The organism is Paraburkholderia sp., from assembly GCF_047605525.1.
Lineage (GTDB): Bacteria > Pseudomonadota > Gammaproteobacteria > Burkholderiales > Burkholderiaceae > Paraburkholderia.
In genome coordinates this window covers 55,741-75,001 of record NZ_JASGFN010000001.1, presented here as the reverse complement: position 1 = coordinate 75,001, position 19,261 = coordinate 55,741, and the positions used below count along the sequence as shown (strand labels likewise).

At 62.3% G+C, this 19,261-nt stretch carries 15 protein-coding genes, 1 pseudogene and 1 riboswitch; of the genes and pseudogenes, 7 read left to right on the top strand and 9 right to left on the bottom strand.

From position 1 onward, the window contains the following. Positions 1–449 precede the first annotated feature (449 nt). Both QM685_RS00365 and QM685_RS00360 read left to right on the top strand, forming a co-directional pair. Positions 450–629, top strand: a pseudogene (locus QM685_RS00365) (hypothetical protein); the annotation flags it as partial. A gap of 599 nt (positions 630–1,228) precedes the next feature. Beyond that, a complete protein-coding gene (locus QM685_RS00360) occupies positions 1,229–1,387 on the top strand; it encodes a hypothetical protein (RefSeq protein ID WP_415111869.1) in 159 nt (52 codons plus the stop codon). A 32-nt stretch (positions 1,388–1,419) separates the two neighbouring features. On the opposite strand, the gene QM685_RS00355 is transcribed toward QM685_RS00360, so the two are convergent. After that, positions 1,420–2,574, bottom strand: coding sequence for an AAA family ATPase (locus QM685_RS00355; RefSeq protein ID WP_415111868.1), 1,155 nt, complete (start codon positions 2,572–2,574; stop codon positions 1,420–1,422). A gap of 727 nt (positions 2,575–3,301) precedes the next feature. Next, a riboswitch (yybP-ykoY riboswitch) is annotated at positions 3,302–3,483 on the top strand. Between the two features lie 109 nt (positions 3,484–3,592). Between QM685_RS00355 and QM685_RS00350 the strand changes: the two genes are divergently transcribed. Then, a complete protein-coding gene (locus QM685_RS00350; protein ID WP_415111867.1) occupies positions 3,593–4,603 on the top strand; it encodes a sodium:calcium antiporter in 1,011 nt (336 codons plus the stop codon). A 101-nt stretch (positions 4,604–4,704) separates the two neighbouring features. Here QM685_RS00350 and QM685_RS00345 read toward each other — a convergent pair whose 3' ends face one another. Further along, on the bottom strand, positions 4,705–5,799 hold the full coding sequence (locus QM685_RS00345) for a glycosyltransferase family 9 protein (RefSeq protein WP_415111866.1): 1,095 nt from the start codon (positions 5,797–5,799) through the stop codon (positions 4,705–4,707). Between QM685_RS00345 and QM685_RS00340 the strand changes: the two genes are divergently transcribed. Next, complete coding sequence (locus QM685_RS00340; RefSeq protein ID WP_415111865.1) at positions 5,788–6,204, top strand: hypothetical protein; 417 nt, start codon at positions 5,788–5,790, stop codon at positions 6,202–6,204. The two genes, QM685_RS00345 and QM685_RS00340, sit on opposite strands and share 12 nt — an antisense overlap. 219 nt (positions 6,205–6,423) lie before the next feature. Next, entirely contained in the window at positions 6,424–7,233 is an 810-nt protein-coding gene (locus QM685_RS00335; protein ID WP_415111864.1) for a hypothetical protein, read from the top strand. A 37-nt stretch (positions 7,234–7,270) separates the two neighbouring features. Here the strand turns inward: QM685_RS00335 and tagD are convergent, their stop codons facing one another. The 6 genes from tagD to QM685_RS00305 form a co-directional block, all read right to left on the bottom strand. After that, positions 7,271–7,684 (bottom strand): glycerol-3-phosphate cytidylyltransferase, encoded by a 414-nt coding sequence (gene tagD / locus QM685_RS00330; RefSeq protein WP_415111863.1) that lies wholly within the window; start codon positions 7,682–7,684, stop codon positions 7,271–7,273. Positions 7,685–7,700: 16 nt separating this feature from the next. Further along, positions 7,701–9,593: a CDP-glycerol glycerophosphotransferase family protein gene (locus QM685_RS00325; protein WP_415111862.1), complete on the bottom strand. Its 1,893-nt coding sequence runs from the start codon at positions 9,591–9,593 to the stop codon at positions 7,701–7,703. Between the two features lie 90 nt (positions 9,594–9,683). Further along, the gene (locus QM685_RS00320) at positions 9,684–12,548 is read right to left on the bottom strand and encodes a tetratricopeptide repeat protein (RefSeq protein WP_415111861.1); all 2,865 of its coding nucleotides are present in this window, start codon (positions 12,546–12,548) and stop codon (positions 9,684–9,686) included. A 362-nt stretch (positions 12,549–12,910) separates the two neighbouring features. Beyond that, positions 12,911–13,210, bottom strand: a complete 300-nt coding sequence (gene fliT / locus QM685_RS00315) for a flagellar protein FliT (RefSeq protein WP_415111860.1) — start codon at positions 13,208–13,210, stop codon at positions 12,911–12,913. Between the two features lie 40 nt (positions 13,211–13,250). Then, positions 13,251–15,080, bottom strand: coding sequence for a flagellar filament capping protein FliD (fliD, locus tag QM685_RS00310; RefSeq protein ID WP_415111859.1), 1,830 nt, complete (start codon positions 15,078–15,080; stop codon positions 13,251–13,253). 157 nt (positions 15,081–15,237) lie between these two features. Beyond that, the gene (locus QM685_RS00305) at positions 15,238–16,734 is read right to left on the bottom strand and encodes a flagellin (RefSeq protein ID WP_415111858.1); all 1,497 of its coding nucleotides are present in this window, start codon (positions 16,732–16,734) and stop codon (positions 15,238–15,240) included. Positions 16,735–17,030: 296 nt separating this feature from the next. On the opposite strand from QM685_RS00305, the gene QM685_RS00300 reads away from it, so the two are divergent. Continuing rightward, positions 17,031–17,972, top strand: a complete 942-nt coding sequence (locus tag QM685_RS00300; RefSeq protein ID WP_415111857.1) for an aldo/keto reductase — start codon at positions 17,031–17,033, stop codon at positions 17,970–17,972. A gap of 434 nt (positions 17,973–18,406) precedes the next feature. After that, on the top strand, positions 18,407–18,619 hold the full coding sequence (rpsU, locus tag QM685_RS00295; protein ID WP_006050883.1) for a 30S ribosomal protein S21: 213 nt from the start codon (positions 18,407–18,409) through the stop codon (positions 18,617–18,619). A gap of 196 nt (positions 18,620–18,815) precedes the next feature. On the opposite strand, the gene QM685_RS00290 is transcribed toward rpsU, so the two are convergent. After that, positions 18,816–19,241 (bottom strand): hypothetical protein, encoded by a 426-nt coding sequence (locus tag QM685_RS00290; protein ID WP_415111856.1) that lies wholly within the window; start codon positions 19,239–19,241, stop codon positions 18,816–18,818. Positions 19,242–19,261 lie beyond the last annotated feature (20 nt).

Sequence of the window (19,261 nt, the reverse complement as noted above, 5' to 3'; positions counted from 1 at the left end):
CCTCGCGACAATGGCGTCGAACGATTTCTTAAATTCATCAAACTCCAAATCTTGTCGTTCCCTCGCCTGGCGCTGGAAAAGCTCTTGTCCGGCATCAGCGACTCTCCGATACAGACTGGGTGAGAGTGAGCGCAAAAATTTGCCTGAGACGTCCAAAAGGTCTGCAACTTCTCGCGCGCTCGTCGCGCGTCCCGATTCAACAAGCTGCTCGAACTCCTGTTCAAGCTCGTTACGCGGACGGCTAGCCCCTTTCCGCGTGCGTACAAAGAGCGGCGCTGAGCAAACAGGAGCCGAGCGTTTCAAAAGCATCACCTTGTTTCCGAGAATCACGTCCGAGACAGCGCAGCCACAGCAATAGGCCACGAGTGCAATGCGCGGCGGACTCGGCCGGACGGGCCCCATGTCTACTCGTGGAGTGCGCCCTTGCTTACCCCGAGACGCTGAGCGAAATGGGTGAGATTGCCGTCGAAGAGTACGTCCAGGGCATACGGGAGGAAGGTTGTAGGAGCCTCGACACGCAACCGGTCGCGACGGCATTCGCGACGCTCGCGCAAAAGCTGCGCGGCACGTCGCTCAATGCGCTCGTGAATCTGGACGTCGACGCACTCGGTAAGGTGTTGCCGCGCATCCCTGCCTGCGGGCTTCGCTTGATAGGGTGGTTTTAGTGCACACACTGTCCAGTGCTCCGGCTCTCGCGGCGCCGGGTTCAGGGAGTTTCGTGAGGTGCAGAAGTTGTGCGCTTTGATGCAGTTTGATGCAGCGGAAAGTAGGTGACTTAATTCATGAACCACATACTCGCGAAGAGCGAGGACCGCTCTTTTTACCGGCTCGTTCAGTTTGCTAGTTCTCGGAGCCGGATTCTAGCCTTACTTAGACTCGGGGAGCGAGCCGCCGCGCGTTCTGGTTGCCAAGTTTCGCGTACCCAGCGACAGAGGAGCGAGTTATACCCCAACCCCTGAGATGCGATACTTCCCTTGGTTACCACAAGTTCCTCGCGAACGTTACGCGGCGCGCGCTCCGCGAAGCGTAAGAGCGCTTGCTTCGGGTCCGGAAGACTGTCCGGATTGCTCGGTAGTTTGGGTGCTCGGCGCCCTAGCAAGTTGCCCATTGCCTCATGGTCCGCAAGTAGCCATGATTCTATTTCGCGGACCGCGACGCGAAATAAGAATTCCGCGGGTCGTTTCACTTGTCCGAACCAACTATTCATCAACGTCGAGGCGCAGGCCGATTGATCCAGATCGGTGATAAGAAAGACCGGCTGTTGTTCTGCGATTTGACAGAAATTTGCGATTCGGCTTCGGAGGTAGCCGTTGCCGTTTCTCCTGAGGCATTGGCCGACCTCCAAGCCCGCTTCGATGGCAAGGCAAAGACCAACTTGCTCGCTTAATTCGTCTTCCGTCGCAAGTACGATCCAAACCATTACCAGAACCCCAACTGTTCTGCCAATTTGGGGTGGGTCTTGGGCAACACGACTTCTGCGATAGAAAGTCCGCTCTTCAAAACCGATTCCTCCTGGTGGTTGAGAACCCTAACCTGCGTCCCTTCTTGAGCAGGTTCCAACAAGAGGACGCCGCGACCGTCGATGCCTGGGTTGCTAAGCAGAGCTTCGCTATGCGTGCTGATCAAGACCTGCCGAGAGCGCTTCTTCCTATCGCGCTGCACGCGCTGTAATAAACGAGGAATCTCGCGCACGATGGCGTCGTTAAGTGACAGTTCAGGCTCCTCAAGTAGCAACAACGAGTCGCCCTCCAGCAAAACCCACAAAAGACCCAATAAGCGAAGCGTGCCATCCGAAAATTGTTCTTCACGTTGCCAGCCAGCGTTGGGACGGTAATGCGTATACATTGCCTCCAAGTGGGGGTGCCCATTGACTTTGTCCGTAGTGAAGCGCAACTCTTTAAACTGCGGAACCGCCAATGCAAGCGCCGCCTCGATTTTCTTCAGGCGCGAATCTCGGACCTTGGGCGAGGTCTTGGCAATTCGTTCGAGAAAGCCCTGACCAAACGGATCATCTTCCAGCCGCTGTCCCCCAATCTTGTCGCCATATTTTAATAATTGGGGAACCAGATGTAGATATGTTGCTTCGCCGAAGAACGTTGCAAGTTCTCGAAAGGGCGCATTGGCTTGGATCTGTTCTAAAGCGGTTTGGGTAAGACGGATGGCATCATTTCTGTCATCGCCGTCCGGTCTATTCAATATCCGTTCGCCCCTCTGCCATACCTGTTCGGTTGAAATCAGTGTCCTGTGTGCTCCCTTTCCTTCGTGCTTAAAGCCCAATATGTAACGCCAAACAGGTTCATCGCCTGCGGCCTCCGCGAGTTCGACTTCTATACGCACCTCTGGATCCTTGCGAGCGTGCAAGCAACGCAATTTTTGTATGCCACCGCGGTCATGTATTGACTTCTGCAACCCACCGCCCTGCGGCTTGCAGATGTCTCGAAGAAATCGGAAGACATCTAAGAAATTCGATTTTCCAGAGGCATTGGCGCCGAGCAAATAGGTGCGTTCGCGAAGCGGAACGTCGACTTCGCGAAAGTTTCTCCAGTTCTTGAGAGCGATGTGCGTGACGAGCATATTTAACGCCTCATAGGGCTGTTGCGCCGGCAGGACGGGAGGCCATGTACATTTCGATGCCGGGATATCGGGGCTGACCAAAGCGGCAAGGATACCGCGAACTTGCCCCGGCGGCGATCCGCGAGGTGGCGTCGGATAGTGGGCCGGTGCGCTGATGAACCGGCGAGTAGACCGTTGCGTGTGCAGCTAAATTGCAGCTTGGACGAGCTGGACTGACCTTGATTGACCGTGTTTAGCCTTGGTTTTGTAGTTTGCGAGTTTCGTAAGGCTTTGATTTATAAGGGGCTGTGGCGTGGCTGTAAAACTCCGAAGGCAGGGGTTGCTGGTTCGATCCCAGCCGAGGCCAAGTCTGATCAGGCTGTCAGCGGTTTTTCCTTCAGCCGTTTCTACAGGGTGCAGCTAAAGTACCTCATCTGCTACGCACGCTGTCTTTATGCCCCCTCCAGCGGTAGCTCGATACCATCTGCGCCCTCGTACGCGGCGTGACCGCTCTACCACATGATCCGCAGATGCGATGCGCGTAGCGCTGAATCACACTCCGGATCATCTCCATCGTTTCCCAACCGCCGGCTCCGGTCGCTCCTGGTGCCTCCAGGCAAGCCCCCCGTCGAGAATGCAGCCGTTACATCGTTCCAGCGGCTAACGGCGGATCCGGCAGCATCGACGCCGCCCGCTCATTCCGCCCCACCCCCACAACCTTGCCGAAAACCACCCCGCCCCTTAGAATCCCCCGGTCACTGGGGAGTAGCCTTCCTTCATCACATGAAGGAGAGCGCGTCAACATACTTGACCTACGGGTCATGGCGCGTTCGACCGGGTCGGTTTGGCGAGACCATTGACGCATTACCTCGTTCTGGTCGGACGGAGGCGGTGCGTCATGGTTCGTCATCTGCGTCCGACCACGGAGTTGCCCTGTGAATCATCGTTGCACACCAGCAGTCCCCCCACCTACTTCCCGATTGACTCCCCCTTCGGCGAGCGGCGACCGTGCTTTTGGCGCGAACGCCGGGAGTGCCGCATGACCGGTCTGTTCTTCGAACTCGCGATCATGCTGGTCGTCATTCTCGTGGCGGCCGAACTCTTCACCAATGCACTCGAACATCTCGGCGAACGTCTGAAAATCTCCGAAGGCGTGACCGGCTCGCTATTCGCGGCGGTCGGCACCGCGCTGCCCGAAACGCTCGTGCCGCTGCTCGCGATCGCGGGCAGCAAGGCCGGTAGCTCGGTCAATCAGGAGATCGGTGTCGGCGCGATTCTCGGCGCGCCGTTGATGCTCTCCACGCTGTCGACGTTTCTGATGACGCTCGCCGTGCTTCGCTCACGCGGCGTCAAGGGCTGGGTCGCGCCCGAGCGCACCGGCTTCACGCGCGATCTGAACTATTTCCTGTGCGCGTTCGCGCTGGCCGCCGCCGCGATGTATGTGCCGCACGAGCAGATGATCGTGCGCGCGCTGTTCAGCGTGGCGCTGGTGGGCGTGTACGTCACGTATGTGGTGATGACGTTCCGCGCATCGGGCGAACTCGTCGACGCGGGGCACGGCACGGAAGCGCCCGGCAAGATGCTGCTTTCGCGCATCGGCGTGCCGACCAGTCTCGCGACCATCGTGCTTCAGCTCGCGCTCGCGGTCGCATTGCTCGTATGGGGCGCGGAGGGTTTCATCCACGGCGTGCGGGGCGTATCCGAGGCGGTTGGCGTGTCGCCGCTGCTGTTGTCGCTGCTGATCATTCCGATCGCGACGGAGTTGCCCGAGAAGGTCAACAGCATTCTGTGGATCCGGCGCGGCAAGGACACGCTCGCGTTCGGCAACATCACCGGCGCGATGGTGTTTCAGGGGACGCTGCTGCCCGCCATCGGCATTCTGCTGACGCCGTGGACGCCGCGCGTCGAAGTGCTGACCGGCGTCGCGATCACGCTGGCCGCCGCCGCGTGGCTGCGTACCAGCATACGTGCGCGGGGCTTGCGCGTCGGCGCGCTGCTGGCGTGCGGGCCGCTCTACGCGAGCTATCTGCTGATCACGTTGACACGCTAGCGTCAGACACCGCGTGTGCCGGCATGGAGATGGCACACGCGGTTGCCCGCGCCGACTGATGGATGACGGCGTTACGCAAAAGCGCGTTATGCAACGGCGCGTTACGCGACGGCCGGAACCGCGGCGCGACTCCGTCTGCGCGGACGCGCCGCGCTCTTTTTTCGCTCTCCGGTCAGCGTGGTCAGGCTGGCGGCGACCTCCGGCAGCACATCCGACCAATCGCCGGCGCGTCGCTGGCGGAACTGGGTCAACGTCGGATACCACGGGCTGTCCGTTCGTCCTTCCATCCAGCGCCAGCAACTATCCAGCCGGTTCAGCAACCAGACGGGACGGCCCAGTGCGCCCGCGAGATGAGCGACCGCCGAATCCACGGTAATCACCAGATCCAGGTTTTGAACGAGTGCCGCCGTCGCGGCGAGATCGACGAATTCCGCTGACCAGTCGAGCAGCGCGGGCACCGCGACATCGCTGTCTTTTTGCAGGGAGATCCAGGAAACGCCGGGTAATTCGAACAGCGAGGACATCTGCCCGACCGGTATCGAACGGCTTCTGTTGCGCTGATGCCGAAGATTGCCCGACCAGCACAAGCCCACACGAAGTCCGGGCAGCGGCGCGACCCGTTGGCGCCAGCTATCGGTCTCTTCGTCGTGCGGTCTGACATACGGCACGGCGTTGGGAATACTGTCAGGCGTCGTCGAGCGAAACGCGCTCATCAGATTGTGCAGCGGCACCCGGAGATCTTCGCCGTCGCTCAACTGACCGACGGCCACCACCTCGTCGATCTCGGCCGTGTTGCGGATCAGTCTCACGAATTCGCTCTGGCACTCCACGACGACTCGCGCGCCCAGTTCCTTCAGCGCTCGCGCGTAGCGCACGAATTGCAGCGTGTCGCCCAGACCGCTGTCGGCGGACAGCACGACGGTGCGCCCGTCCTGGCGAATGGGCCGTCCGGCCTCATCGATGAAGAGACCTTTCTGGTCGACCAGTTCCGGTGCGCGTTGATGCCACATCCAGCCGATTTCGCTCGCACCTTTGTCGAAGTCGCCCTTCTTCAGATATTGACGGCCGAGCCAGATATGCGCGTCGGCGTTCTCCGGATTCGAGCGGCGCATCAGTTCGGAGTCGACGCCCGGTGGCGGCGCGTACACCGGCCACTCGCACATCTTCGCGCGCAGGAACACCAGATGGTGCAGCACATCCGGCTGGTCGGGATCGAGGCGTCGGACAAGCAGGCTTTGGGCTACACCGAACTTGCCCACGGCATTCCTCATATCGAAGGCGAATTCGGCGATGTGCTGAGACGATCCCACGCCGAACTCATCGGACTGTGCGCTTTTATTTTCAGGCGGCAAACTCCGCTGACGACCGAATGGCTCCGTCAGGCGGACAACCTGCTGGACCGGAAACTCGACGAACTACAACGGTTACCGGCCTCGCACCCGTTGGATCAGACAGGGGTGATCCTGCCGGGCGGGAACAGGTCTTCGTATCCGCTGCGCTGGGCCGAGCTGCTTGGCGAGATTCTGCATCCGTTGCTGTACAGGTATCGGTCGGAATTGCTGCAGGCTCCCATCGAGCCTTATTTCGGCTCTTACCGGTAGCCCGGCGGCGCGAGCTTCGGCCGCTGCGCCGATTCGCCAATAAGAAGGGCGTTTCCCGCTTTTTTTCAGCGATGTAATGCGGGTGAACCGGATCAAACTGGCTCATGATCCCGGCGGCGCGTTTTTCTCATGTCATCTCGCTTGATCGAGAAGATGAAAAGAGACTTCGGCTGCGGGACACACGAGCAAACCATACTTCCTACAGCAGGATGCGCGTTCATGAATCAATCTTCTGGCGGCCAGGCGCTACCGAAAGCGCTTGGCGTACTACTGTGCTACAACGACGCCGAAATGCTTTCGGAGTCGATCGACTGGCTGCTGCTGAACAGGCATGACGTCATCGCGCTGGATCACGGCTCGGACGACGGCACGGCCGCGGTCCTCGATAAATACCGGCATCGGCTGGTGGAAAGAATTTTTCTGCCGCGCGATTTCGATTTCTACAAGCTCTACGAGACGATGTCCCGTCACCTGATGTCGCATTACGTCGCGCGCTATGACTGGATTTCGTGGCCCGATCAGGACGAATTGCTCGAAGGCCCGGATCGCAGCAAGTCCTACTACGATCATCTGGTCGACGCGTTCAACTCGCCGTACGACTGGATTCAGTTCAACAACCAGAACTTCTGGTTTACCGACGAAGACGATGCGCGCATCGCGTTGCCCACGCAACGGATTCGCCACTACTCGATCGTGCCGGACTGCGCGCCGCGAATCCGCTCATGGCGCGCGTCGGCGACCAATATCCGCTGGTTCAATCACAATCCGCCGGAAGGCAAGCCGGTGCCGGTGCGCTTCAACCTGCGTCACTATCCGATGCGCAGCGCGGAGCAGGCGGCGAGGCGCCTCGATAAGGACCGCGCGGACCTGCGCCGCGGCAACGCGAATTTCCACTACGACAACATGAAGAAGAACCGCAACGTTCTTCATATCGACGCGTCGATGCTGCATTTCGACGATGGAAAATCCGAGCTTTCCGTCGAACCGAAATTCAACTGGCGCAACGTGTACGGGGCGGTCGCGGAGTGAGTTTGCCGCAACGCGCGGCACCTCGAACCCCACCGCTTCAGTAACGGCCCGCCTCCAGAACCGGCTCGCCGCGCAGCTCGTCGCGGATCTCCGTCGAAGAAATACCTTCGGTGCGCGGCAGATACACCACCTCGCAATACGGCTTCAGAAAGTCGAATTTGCCTTTCCAGTCATCGCCCATCACGAAGATATCGGCGGCATAAGCCTGCACGTCGTCGACCTTCTGTTCCCAGTTCTTCTCTTCGATGACGAGGTCGACGTATCGGCACGCTTCCAGCACCGCTTTTCTGTTCCTGAAGTCGAGCAGCGCGCTTTTCTTCTTCAGCGCGTTGAAATCGTCGTTGGACAGACCGACGATCAGGCGATCCCCCAACGCCTTCGCACGCGACAGCAAGCGGATGTGACCTGCATGCAGCACGTCGAACGTGCCATACGTAATCACGGTTTTCATCGTGGTTTTCATCGTATTAGCCCCCGATTTCCTGTTTGACCCGCTCGACGACCCGGGCACCGCTCTGGTCGTCGAGATATTCGAAGAACATCTTGCGTTTCAGCCTGTAAATCTCGTCGGGTTCGCGCCGGTCTTCGCGCAGCACGTTATCGAGCGACGTCAGCAGCGACTTGAAATCGGTGCAGACCGGGCCGGGGAATACTTCGTCGAGGTTGTAGAAGAGGCCGCGTTCGCTGGTCGCGTAGCGTTCGTGATCGTAGGCGAAACTGATCGCGGGCCGGCCCGTCAGCATGAAGTCGATGAAGCAGCTCGAGTAGTCGGTAATCAGCGCCGCCGCCTCGCGATAGAGCAGTTCGATTTCCGGATAGCCGCCGCGATCCAGGCTGACCGTCGGCATGCCCCACACGCAGAACTTCTGCGAATAACTGTGGGCGTTGTCGGCCATATGCTCGCGGATACCGAGCACGGCGCCGTGCGCATTCAGGCAATCGGCGAGCGCCTGGCGCTCCGCGTCGCTGAACGGGTAATAGCCTTGCGCCTGGGCATTGCGGAACGTCGGCGCGAACAGAACCAGCCGGCGGCCGTCGAGCACCTTGCGAAGCTGCGCGAGCTGCGCCTGGAAATCCCGCGGCAACCGGGTTTCTTCGCGAACGATATGATCGTTGCGAGGCAGGCCGGTCACCCAGATATCGTGAAAGCTCAGCGGATAGAACGACGCGGTCATCGCGAGCCGGTCCATCTTCGACGACGCGATGATCGCGTGGTTGTACGCGTGCTCCGTCTCCAGATGGTCGCGATGCGATGCCGTATCGATCGACGCGTAGCCCACCCGTTTGAGCGGAATGCCGTGCCACAGGTTAATGAAGCGATGCAGCTTCGTGTCGAGCGGAAACGGCACGTTCAGACGCGGCGCATGCTTGACGAAGATATAGCGGGCGCGCATCAGCGCGTCCTGCGCGGCGCGGCTCGCGAGCGGCAGGATTTCCACGTTCACGCCGTCCACGGGAACAGCCTTGCTGCGCGTCAGAATGATCTTGCGGATGCGCGGATCGTTCTTCACCACTTCGAAAACCGCGCGGTCGTTGCCGCCCAGCGAATGGTCGAACGCGCACACCGGAAATGCCCAGCAGTAGTCGTCTTTCGGCACCCTGAGATCTTCGGCGCGAAACGCTGCTTCGTCGAGCAGCCCGTTGCCGTGAAGCTGCACCGGATGCTCGGCGCGGGGAACCTGTCGATGCCGGCCCGGTTTGGCCGTGATCCTGACCACGTAGCGCCGCGGCTTCGCATCGTCCACCGCGGTGTCCGGATCGCTGCCCGCGAGCTTCGCCATCTCGCCGACCTGGCGCAGAAACGGTTCGCCGAACGGCTCGTCGCCGATCTTCGGCCATCCGTCGGTCATCTGGAAGCCGGCCTTCTCGAACAGCTCGAGCATCGTGGTGCGCGTGAACCAGCGCAACTGCTTCCTGTCGAGGAAGCCGCGCTCATAACGCAGGTCGCCGATCGCCAGTCTTGCCTGAATCGACCAATGCTGCGCATTCGGAATGCTGACCACGATCGAGCCGTTTTCCGGCAGCACGTCGCCGATTTTCGCGAGGATGCCCCACGGGTCGCTCGACCGTGCCAGCGCATTGCCGAGCACCCAGCACTCGCGCGAGCGATGCTGCTCGTAAAACCGCTCGCCGGCCGAATCGAGATCGAGCACTTCGACGCCGTCGCATTGCATTCTCGCCAACGCGACGGCCGCCGGATCGGCGTCGACGCCGAAATAGTCGCAGGCCGGATTCAGCTTCTTGAATTCGTGCGCGAGCGCGCCGCTGCCGCAGTCGATCTCGATGACCGATTGCGACGTAACGGGGATGATCTGCAGCAAGTCCGAATCGTGGCGATGTCGCGCCGGTGCTTGACTCATGGTGATTCTCGGTAAGGCGAAAAATGGAACCCGGAATGGCCGGCTGAATGTGCCCGTGAGCGTGTTCGCTGACGTGCCCGCAAGCGCGGCTCAGGACACCTCGAACGATTCGGCCGGTGCGCCTTCGCACCAGCGCCGCCACATCACGCGCAGCGCGCGGCTCATGCTTGCGGCCACGACGTCGGGACGGAACATCGGCGACTGGCTGCAACGCTCACGCAGGCCGGCGCGCAATGCGGTGAGCGCCGGAATGTCCGCAGCTAGCGCAACAGCCTTGCTCACGTAATCGTCTTTGTCCGTGGCGATGTACTGCTCGAGCCCGACGTGCGACATCGCGGTCAGGCCGCTGCGTCCCGGCACCGTATGGGCGGGCAGCGTCAGCGTCGGCACTCCCATCCACAGCGAATGCAGCGCGGTGGTCAGCCCGGAAAACGGGAAGCTGTCGAGACAGATGTCGACGTGATGATGCTGCTGCAAATAAACCGCGACGCTCGAGCGCGCGCGGAATTCGATGCGCTCGCTCGCGATGCCTTCTTCCGCGAACCACTCGGCCAGGTCGCCGTTGCCGTCGCGCGGCATCGCGCCGATAAAGAGCCGCGCGTCGGGCACTTCGCGCAGTACGCGCGCCCACAGCGCGATCACGTCGCGGCGCAGCTTGTCGAGCCGGTTGAAACTGCCGAAGGTCACATAGCCGTTGCGCAACGCCGGCAAGCCGTTGACCGGCGGACACAGACGGTCGGCCTCGAACGGCGCGAGCGCGGGCAGGTAAGCGATCTTTTCGGTGAACTGGTCGCGGAACTGTTCCGACGGCACCCAGAAGCGATCGGCGATGAAATAGTCGACCGCATCGAGCCCGGTCGTGCCCGGATAGCCGATCCAGCTAGCCTGCAGCGGCGCCGGTTTGTACGCGAACGTCCGCAGACGGTTCAGCGCCGTATGGCCCGACAGGTCGATCAGGATATCGATGCCGTCGGTCGCGATCATGTCGGCCAGCGCGCCGTCTTTCATGCCGACGACATCGCGCCAGTTGCTGCTGAAGAGCGACCGCAGGCGCGCGGTCACGTCGTCGTTGACGGGCGTGCTGGAGTAGCCGTACACGGACAGGCTGGCGTCGCGCAACAACGCGACCAGCATCGGTTCGAAGAAGCTCGCCACCGCGTGGTGACAGAAGTCGCCCGATACGAAACCGACACGCAGACGCCGCTCGGGGTCCTTGTCGTTGGCGTGCGTGGGCCAGTGTGCCTTCAGCGGGGCTTCGAACTGCTCGGCAAAGCTGCGATGCGCGGCAAACACTTCGGCCGGCGTCACGTTTTCGCTGTGCGTGACGCAGAACGCGCGGTTGCTGTACATCATGTCGTTCTCGGGGGCGAGGCGCGCGCCGCGCGCGAACAGCTCCGCCGCCTCGTCGAGCCGGCCCTGCTTCATCAGCGTGACGCCGAGCGAGTTCACCGGCATCGCGGCATTGGGGGCCGCTTCGATCGCGCGCAGGCCGATTTCCTCGGCTTCCTTCAACTGTCCTTGTCCCATCAGGATCACGCCCATCACTCGCAGGCCTTCGGCATGATCGGGCTGCAATTGCAGCAGGCGGCTGCAATAGACATGGGCTTCGCGCAGCCGGTTCTTCATCTGCAGCACGCCGGCCGCGAGAATCAGCAGATCGATGTCTTCGGGCCAGAATTCGAGCGCCTTCTCGATGTATTCGAGCGCTTCGTCGTAGCGGCCGAGGCGATGCAGCGAAACGCCGATCACCTTCCAGCCGAAGCCGTGCGACGGCAAGCGTTCGACCAGTTCGCGCGCGCCGTCGATCGCTTCCTGCACCTTGCCGCGATTGAACAGATCGGCGATGGCCTTGCACTGCTTTTCTTCGGTGGCGGTGAGCGGGCGGGCAGGCCTGGGCGGCGCCTTCTCGACCGGTCGGGGCGCGGCCACCGGTTGAACCGGCAGGCCTCCCTGCGCATCGGCGAAGACAGGGCGCGGCACCTTGACGGTCGGCTGCGACGACACCTTGGTCATGATCGCGATCAACTGGTCGATGGCCGGACCGGCGAGACCGCGCTGCTGCGCCATTTCGAGTGCGAGCCAGGCCGCCTTCAGTTGCCCGGCCTGAAACAGCGCGTCGATATAGTGCGCCCAGTATTGAAGTTCGTTCGGATTCGCGCCGATCGCCTTTTCCAGCAGCGGAATCGCGGCTTCCGGCTGATGCAGTCTGATCGCGATGACGCCGAGCTTATGGCTCGCGCCCGGATGGTCCGGGAAGGTTTCGAGAACCGCCTGATAAAGCTTGCCGGCCTCCGCGTAGTCGCCGCGGCTGTCGAGCGCGAGCGCATCGCGCATCGCTTGCGCGGCATACAGATGCTGACTGGACTGCGCGTCCTCCGGCATCAGCGCGACCACCTTTTCGAGCGGCGCCAGGGCCGCGGCCAGATCGCCGCGCTGAAGCGCGGCGTGAGCCTGAAACTTCCATCCGTCGCCGCGCGCCGGGAAGGTGTCGGTCATCTGCCGCGCGAGCGTTTCGGCCTGTTCGAACAGGCCTTGCTGAACCAGCGTCGCGATCGTCTCCGCGAATTCGTTCGCGAGCAGTTCGCGTTCGTCGGCCGGGGCGGCTTCGGCCGTGGGTGCTGCTTTGGCGGCGTCCGTTGCTTGCAGCGCGAAACCACGTCGACGTCCGGATTCGCAGACCTCGCGCGCTTCGTCGTGACGTCCGTTCAACGTCAGCGCTTCGATATAGCTAGACCAGAACTGGCGCCGTTCGGGCGCCGCCGACACGGCCGCCCGGAAGAACGGCAGGCCGTCCTCGAACAGGCCCATCTGCAGCGCGAGCAGTCCAAAGTTGTGATTCGCATCGGGGTGATCGGGCTCGGCGAGCAGGATCGAGCGGTAGAGCTGCTCCGCTTCGGAAAACCGCTCTGCGCGGTGGTGTTCCACGGCCCGTTGGAGCTCGATGTCGGTAGTCATGCGTTTCCTCTTATGCGCGGACCGGGCCCGTAATGGCGAGGCACGCGATATTGACGACGATGCGGCCCGTGCTGGCGAACCCGGAAGCGTCCGCCTGCATGGCCGCTTGCATGGCCTTTATCCGGGCGCACCGTCCTTTGAGTAGTCTAGCCATGTGCGCTCGCGCCAATTTGGGGAGTAAAGGGCGGATTTACCCGCTTTTCGCGGGGCCGCGGGGCTGGCAGCGAGGCGCAAAAAAGCCCGCGTCGAGCGGGCCTGGGTCTGCACAGCGTGCCCTTCGTGGTTTGGCGGCTGGTTCGCGCGGTGCCGGGCAGCGTTAGAGACCGAATGAGAGGCTGAATGAGAGGCAGCCCTGGCGCGCTTCAGAAAAGCGCGACGCGCTGATATTGCCGGGCGGCCTCGACGTTCTGCGTTGCCGCCTGAAATTCAGCCGCGAGCTCGGCACTCGCCAGCTTCGCGCTGCGCAGCGTGGCTTCGTCCATGGCCTGAATGCGGCGCACGAGCGCGAGTCCGGCCGGCGATTGCCGCGCGGTGATCGAATGGACGAGCGGCGAACGCTGCTCGGACAGTTGCGCCGCCCGTTGCCAGTCGGCGATGCGGGTCGCTTCGTCGATTTCCTGGGTAAGCGCCAGAACGCGTTCGAGCAGTTGTGCCTGTTCCATTTTCCTGTCCCTTGCCGATGTGTGCCGCTCTCGCGTGCGATCAGCTCTTCGCGTCGGACAACGCGCCGGAGCTGTTCGAGCCGCCGAACAGCGCGGTCAGATACTGGGTGTCGTTCGTCGTGCTCGCCATCAACGCGTTGAGCGCGGTGAACTCGGCGTTGTATTGCGACGTCAACTGGTTCGAATACGCGGTCAGCGCGGTGGTTTGCGTGGTGATGCTTTTCAGGTCCGCGGTCAGTGCGTCGGTGCGGGTATCGATCAGGCCGCCGTCCTGCGTATAGGTCTTGATGCTGCTGTTCAGTTGCTGCGCGATACCGTTGGTCAGGTTGAAAACCGCCGCAACCTGAGACGGATCGCTCTGCACGGCCGAATTCAGCGCCGACGAATCCAGCGACAGCGTGCCGTCCGAATTCAGCGTAATGCCGAGCGAGGCGAGCGTGCCCGTCACGCCGGCGCTCGACACGCTGCTGCTGACGATATTGCCGAGCGCGAGCTGCAGGCCGTTGACGATCGAATCGCCGAGCAGCGGGCCGCCTTGCGAGCCTGCCGTCGCGGTCTTGTCGAACGACGTCAGCGAGCCGATCGTGCTGATCACCGTGTTGTACGAGCTGACGAAATTCGTGATGTCGGTGACTTCCGTCGTCGTGTCCGGCTCGACGGTCAGTGTCTGCGTGCCCGTGCCGACGGCCGCGGCGGTGAGGTTCAGCGTCACGCCGTTGAGCGCGCTGGTTACGGTGTTGCTCGAGCTCGACGCCTGCGTGCCGTTGATGGTGAACTGGGCATCGGCCGCGGCGGACGCCTGGGTCCAGCCGCCCGACGAGCTGATTTGCGACTGCGTGGTCATCGTCAGTCCTGCGAGCGGGCTGCCGGACGTGGTGCCGCTCACGCTGGCGGAAACCGTCGTGCCGGAGGCCGTCGGGCTCAGCACGAGCGTCTGGTTGCCGTTCGCGTCGGTGCTGACGCTCGCGCTCACGCCGGCATTGCTGGAAGTGGCTGCCGTGTTGATCGAGTTCGCGAGGTCGGTCAGGCTATCGGTCGCGGCGACGCTGACGTTCATCGTCTTGCTGCCGACCGCGATGGTCATCGTGCCGGCGCCGAGCGCCGCGGCCTGCGTGGCCGTCAGCGAGCTCGAGGTGGTCGGCGTGCTGCTCGACACGGCCAGGTTGCCGAGCGTGGAGCCGGTGCTGGCATTCGACACGGAGACGTCGATCGTGTTGGACACGCCCGTCGATTTCGAGCTCAACACGAGGTGCGAACCGTCCGAACCGGTGACGATGGTCGCCGACACGCCGGGGTTGTCGTCCGCCGAATTGATCGCGGCGGCGATGCCGCTCAGGCTGTTGTTCGACGCCGTGATATTGAGGTCCATCGACTTGCCGCCCACCGCCACGGTCAACGTGCCGGTGCCGAGCGAGGCGGCCGCGCTGGTGCTGAAGGCGCCCGAGGTCAGGCTTTGCGCGCTGGCGATCTGCGATACGTTGACCGAGTACGTGCCCGCCACGGCGCCGCTGCCGGCGCTCGCGGTCAGGCCGGTGCCGCTCGTCGTGGCGGTGAACGCGGTCAGCATCGAGCCGTTGAACAGCGGCGCGAGACTGGCCTGCAGCGCCGACAGGGAGGCCGAAAGCTGGCCGAGGGCCGAGATCTGGGTGTTGTCGGCACTCGTCCTCGCGGTCAGCGCGGAGGTCTGGCCGGCGACCTTCGCGGTCACGAGCGCGGACACCAGCGACGAGACATCGAGAGAACTGCCTGTCGAGCCGCCGATAATCGACTGGGCTGCTTCCTGTAGCGCGGCCTGGGCCGCGGCGGCCGCGGCGGCCGCGGACGACTGGCTCCCCGACGTTGCGCTGGAGGTACCGGAAATGGTCGACATAAAAGGCTCCCTGCGTGCTCTGGACCGCGTGACCGGGGTCGTGTCTGAAGTGTTGGGTCTGGACGTGCTTGCGGGAGGACGAGCCTCCCGTTGAAATGCTTACGCAGATGGGCCGCGATACATTGACGGCCCACCTGCGTCGACTACGCGGACTACCTTATTGCAGGAGCTTCAGCACTTGCTGCGGCTGCGAGTTCGCCTGGGCCAGCACCGAGATGCCGGCTTGCTGCAGAACCTGCGCCTTGCTCAGGTTGGCGGTTTCCTGCGCGAAGTCCGCATCGGTGATCTGCGATTGCGCGCTCGACAGGTCGGTCGACTCCGCCTGCTGCGACGTGGCGATACCGGTCAGGCGGTTTTGCGCCGCGCCGAGCGTTGCCTGGATGTTGCTGATCGTCGACAGCGCGTTGTCGATCGTTTCCATCGCGAGGTTCGCGCCGGCGGTGGTGCTGATGTCGACCTTCGCGACGGAACTCGGCTGGTTCATGTAGTTGATCTGCTGCAGCGAGTTGCCGGTTGCGCTGGCGGTCGACGTGGCCGTCGTGCTGCTCTTGCCGTAGATCGTGCTGACCGGCTTCGAGGCGCCGGCGAACGAGAGCGTGCCGCCGGTCGTCGCGAACACCGATGCCGCGACCGAGCTGGAGAGCTGGTTGCCGTTCTGGTCGACGTATGCGAAGCCGCCCGCGCCGTTGGTTTCGACGGTGATCGACGTGATCACGTTCGCGGTGCCTGCTGCTGCCGTGCTGCCCGTGGTCGGGTTGATGTTCAGGCCCGACAGCTTGCCGAGAACCGTACCCGAAGCCGCCGACGAAATCGCCTTGCCCGCCGAGTCGGTGCCGCTCGTGTAGTACGAATTGATCGCCTTCATTTCGTTGTCGAGCGTCAGACCGTTGGTCGCGGACGTCGAGTTCAGCGAGATGCTGTCGATACCGTTGGCCGTGCCCGTCACCGTGAACAGGTTCGATGCGACCGAGCTCGAGATCACCTGGTTGTTCTGGTCGGTGTACGTGAAGCCGCCCGTGCCGTTCGCCAGAATGTTGATCTGGGTGATCGCGCCCGTGCCGCCAGCCGAGTTCGCCGCGCCCGAGGACGTCAGGTCGAGACCGGTGATCGTGCCGACCGTGTTGCCGGACTGGACCGGACCCGAACCGAGCGAAGCCGCCGACACGCCCTGGCTCAGATTGATCGTGATGGTCTGACCGACGTTCGCGCCGACCTGCACGCTGACGTTGCCGGCCGTGCCGTTCAGCAGGTTGATGCCGTTGTAGGTGGTTTGCGACGCCAGACGGTTCACTTCGGCGACCTGCTGCGCGACTTCCTGCTGCAGTGCTGCCTGGTTGCTTGCCGACAGCGAGCCGCCGGCCGCTTCGTTGGCCAGTTGGCGAATGGTTTGCAGGCTTTGCGTGATCTGGCTCAAGCCCGTGCTTGCCGTTTGCACCATCGACGTGCCGTCGTTCGCGTTCGAGACACCTTGCGTCAGGCCGTTGATGGCGGTCTGCAACGTGGTGGAAATCGCAAGGCCAGCGGCGTCGTCTGCCGCGCTGTTGATGCGCTTGCCCGACGACAGGCGGGTGATGGCTTGCGACAGCGCGCTGCTGGAACCGTTCAGGTTTTCCTGAGCAACCAGCGACGAGATGTTGCTATTGATGCTGAGCATAAATTTCTCCCAAGAGGCTGTGTAGCCTTAAGACTTGTGCCACGTTGACAAGGGCGGACGCATTCGATGGTTGCTGGCCGCCTCTGAGCAGGATGTCGGCGCTCGGGAAAAAAACTTGAGGGGGCTTTCTGTAAATCCGTACCTGATTGTTTGCGCGAAGTTGGCGCGACGTTGCCGGGAGCTGGCGCGGCTTGTGGGCCGAAAGCCGCATGTAGCCTCAATGGCGCGATGCGCTGCGGGTATTCGAAAGAGAGCGTATTCTCGTTCGTTCGCGTGTTATCGATTCCGGAGAAATCATGCAAAAGCGCAGGATTGGCCGTTCCGAATTGCAGGTCGTGCCGCTGATGTTCGGCGGCAACGTATTTGGCTGGACCGCCGACGAAGCGACGTCGTTTTCGATTCTCGATGCGTTCGTCGACGCCGGGCTCAATTTCATCGACACCGCCGATGTCTATTCGGCATGGGTGCCCGGCAACCAGGGCGGCGAGTCGGAGACCATCATCGGCAAGTGGTTCCGGCAAAGCGGCAAGCGCGAGCGGATCGTGCTCGCGACCAAGGTGTCGAAGCATCCGCAGCGCAAGGGGCTGTCGGCCGCGAACATTCAGGCGGCGGTCGAAGACTCGCTGCGGCGCCTGCAAACCGATTACATCGACGTCTATTTTTCCCACGACGACGATACCGCGACCCCGCTCACGGAGACGCTCGGCGCGTATCAGAAGCTGATCGAAGCGGGCAAGGTGCGCGTGATCGGCGCGTCCAATTACAGCGGCGCTCGCGTCGAGGAAGCGCTCGCGGTATCGCGTCAGCACGGCTTGCCCGCATACCAGCTCTTGCAGCCCGAATACAACCTGTACGACCGCGCGCAATACGAGCGCGACAGCGAGCCGGTGGCGCTCGCGAATCATCTCGGCGTGGTCGTGTATTACAGCCTCGCGAGCGGTTTTCTGTCTGGCAAGTACCGCAGCCAGGCCGATCTGGCCGGCAAGACGCGCGGCAGCCGGGTGGAGAAATATCTGAACGAGCGCGGCCTGCGGATTCTGGGCGCGCTCGATCGCGTCGCCGAACGGCATGGCAGCACGCCGGCGGCGATCGCGCTGGCGTGGCTGATTGCGCGCCCGAGCGTTACCGCCCCAATTGCCAGCGCGACCTCGGTCGAGCAGCTCAGGAGCCTTGTTGCCGCGCTCCAGCTTACGCTGACAACCGACGATATCCGCGAGTTGGACGCGGCGAGCGCCTGACGGTACGGGGCAGGCGGAGCGGGCTGCGGTGCCGGAGCGGGCTCGTTGTCGCGAGGTCGGGGAAAAGCCTGGCGCAATCGCTGAACCCCTGGTACGATGGAGAGTTTCCTGATATCATCGCGAGTGAATTGAGATCTTTGCCTGTTTCGTCAGTGTTTTTCATTGATGAAAGGTTGGCGAAACGGCAACAGACGCGGCTTTTGCATTACGTCTGTCCGCGTTCCGCGGTGAACTCCCCACCTCTCTTTTCCGGCCTCCGTGGCCGCTTTGCCTCTCGCTTCATTTCGTGGTTTGGCCGGGGTCGTGTTTTTGCCCTGCGTTTGCCTGTTACTGGCCACGAATCGGAGCGACCGGAGGGCCGGCGCGTGAGTGGTTCCCTGAGCGGTTACCGCCACGCAATTAAACCCGTATCTGGTGATTGAGTTAGGAATTATATGACGACGATTCTTCTGAAGGAAAACGAGCCGTTCGAAGTGGCAATTCGCCGCTTTCGTCGCGCAATCGAAAAAAATGGCCTGATCGCTGAACTGCGCGAGCGCCAGTCCTACGAAAAGCCGACGACGGCTCGCAAGCGCAAGAAGGCTGCTGCTGTGAAACGCCTGCACAAGCGTCTGCGCAGCCAGATGCTGCCGAAAAAGCTGCACTAAGCACGCTTTTTACACACGCCGAACGGCGGTGTGAGCTTCGAAAGAGGCCACATCGCCGTTTTGTTTTTTGGGCTTTCGATGCGGATGTCTGGGCTCTGTGTCGGTTTGCGTGTGCCCGAATGTCCTGATTTCGTGCATTTACGTTGCCGAGGGCATCTGCGCTTTTTGCTACGGCTGACGCCTGGCGGGCAACCCGTCATGCCGCGTTTTTCAGCCGCTCGGCGGACAGGTTGAACTGCCGCGCGATCGAGCCCAGCCGCTCGTGCCACTCCCATGTGCCGAAAACGTCGTGCACGTTCTGCAAGCAACTGAGCAGATCGATGGTAGCCGGGTCGTACACGTTGATGCGCGCGCGCAGCAGCGCCTTCTTCAGTGCGGATATGCCGACGTCCATATAAGCGGGGATCTCGGCCGATGTCTTGCCGAGAAAACGCACCGGAATGCCCTCCATCGCGGTCATATAGTCGCGCGGCCTGATGAAGCTGCCGACCGGGCAGCCGCCGCAATAGCCCCGATAAGCGCCGCCGCCCTTTGGCAGCAAGGCCGCGCGCTTCTGGCCGAACAGATGGGTCACGGCCCGATCGAAAATGTCCTGATGGGTCAGGAAGCTGAGCGTTTTCATGGCTGGTCTCCCGCGCCTGA

Coding starts and splice junctions, on each gene's coding strand:
- QM685_RS00290 (WP_415111856.1), bottom strand. CDS start 19,241: ATGAAAACGCTCAGCTTCCTGACCCATCAGGACATTTTCGATCGGGCC.
- rpsU (WP_006050883.1), top strand. CDS start 18,407: ATGACGACGATTCTTCTGAAGGAAAACGAGCCGTTCGAAGTGGCAATT.
- QM685_RS00340 (WP_415111865.1), top strand. CDS start 5,788: ATGGTGCAGCACATCCGGCTGGTCGGGATCGAGGCGTCGGACAAGCAG.
- fliD (WP_415111859.1), bottom strand. CDS start 15,080: ATGTCGACCATTTCCGGTACCTCCAGCGCAACGTCGGGGAGCCAGTCG.
- QM685_RS00320 (WP_415111861.1), bottom strand. CDS start 12,548: ATGACTACCGACATCGAGCTCCAACGGGCCGTGGAACACCACCGCGCA.
- QM685_RS00335 (WP_415111864.1), top strand. CDS start 6,424: ATGAATCAATCTTCTGGCGGCCAGGCGCTACCGAAAGCGCTTGGCGTA.
- tagD (WP_415111863.1), bottom strand. CDS start 7,684: ATGAAAACCGTGATTACGTATGGCACGTTCGACGTGCTGCATGCAGGT.
- fliT (WP_415111860.1), bottom strand. CDS start 13,210: ATGGAACAGGCACAACTGCTCGAACGCGTTCTGGCGCTTACCCAGGAA.
- QM685_RS00305 (WP_415111858.1), bottom strand. CDS start 16,734: ATGCTCAGCATCAATAGCAACATCTCGTCGCTGGTTGCTCAGGAAAAC.
- QM685_RS00355 (WP_415111868.1), bottom strand. CDS start 2,574: ATGCTCGTCACGCACATCGCTCTCAAGAACTGGAGAAACTTTCGCGAA.
- QM685_RS00350 (WP_415111867.1), top strand. CDS start 3,593: ATGACCGGTCTGTTCTTCGAACTCGCGATCATGCTGGTCGTCATTCTC.
- QM685_RS00300 (WP_415111857.1), top strand. CDS start 17,031: ATGCAAAAGCGCAGGATTGGCCGTTCCGAATTGCAGGTCGTGCCGCTG.
- QM685_RS00325 (WP_415111862.1), bottom strand. CDS start 9,593: ATGAGTCAAGCACCGGCGCGACATCGCCACGATTCGGACTTGCTGCAG.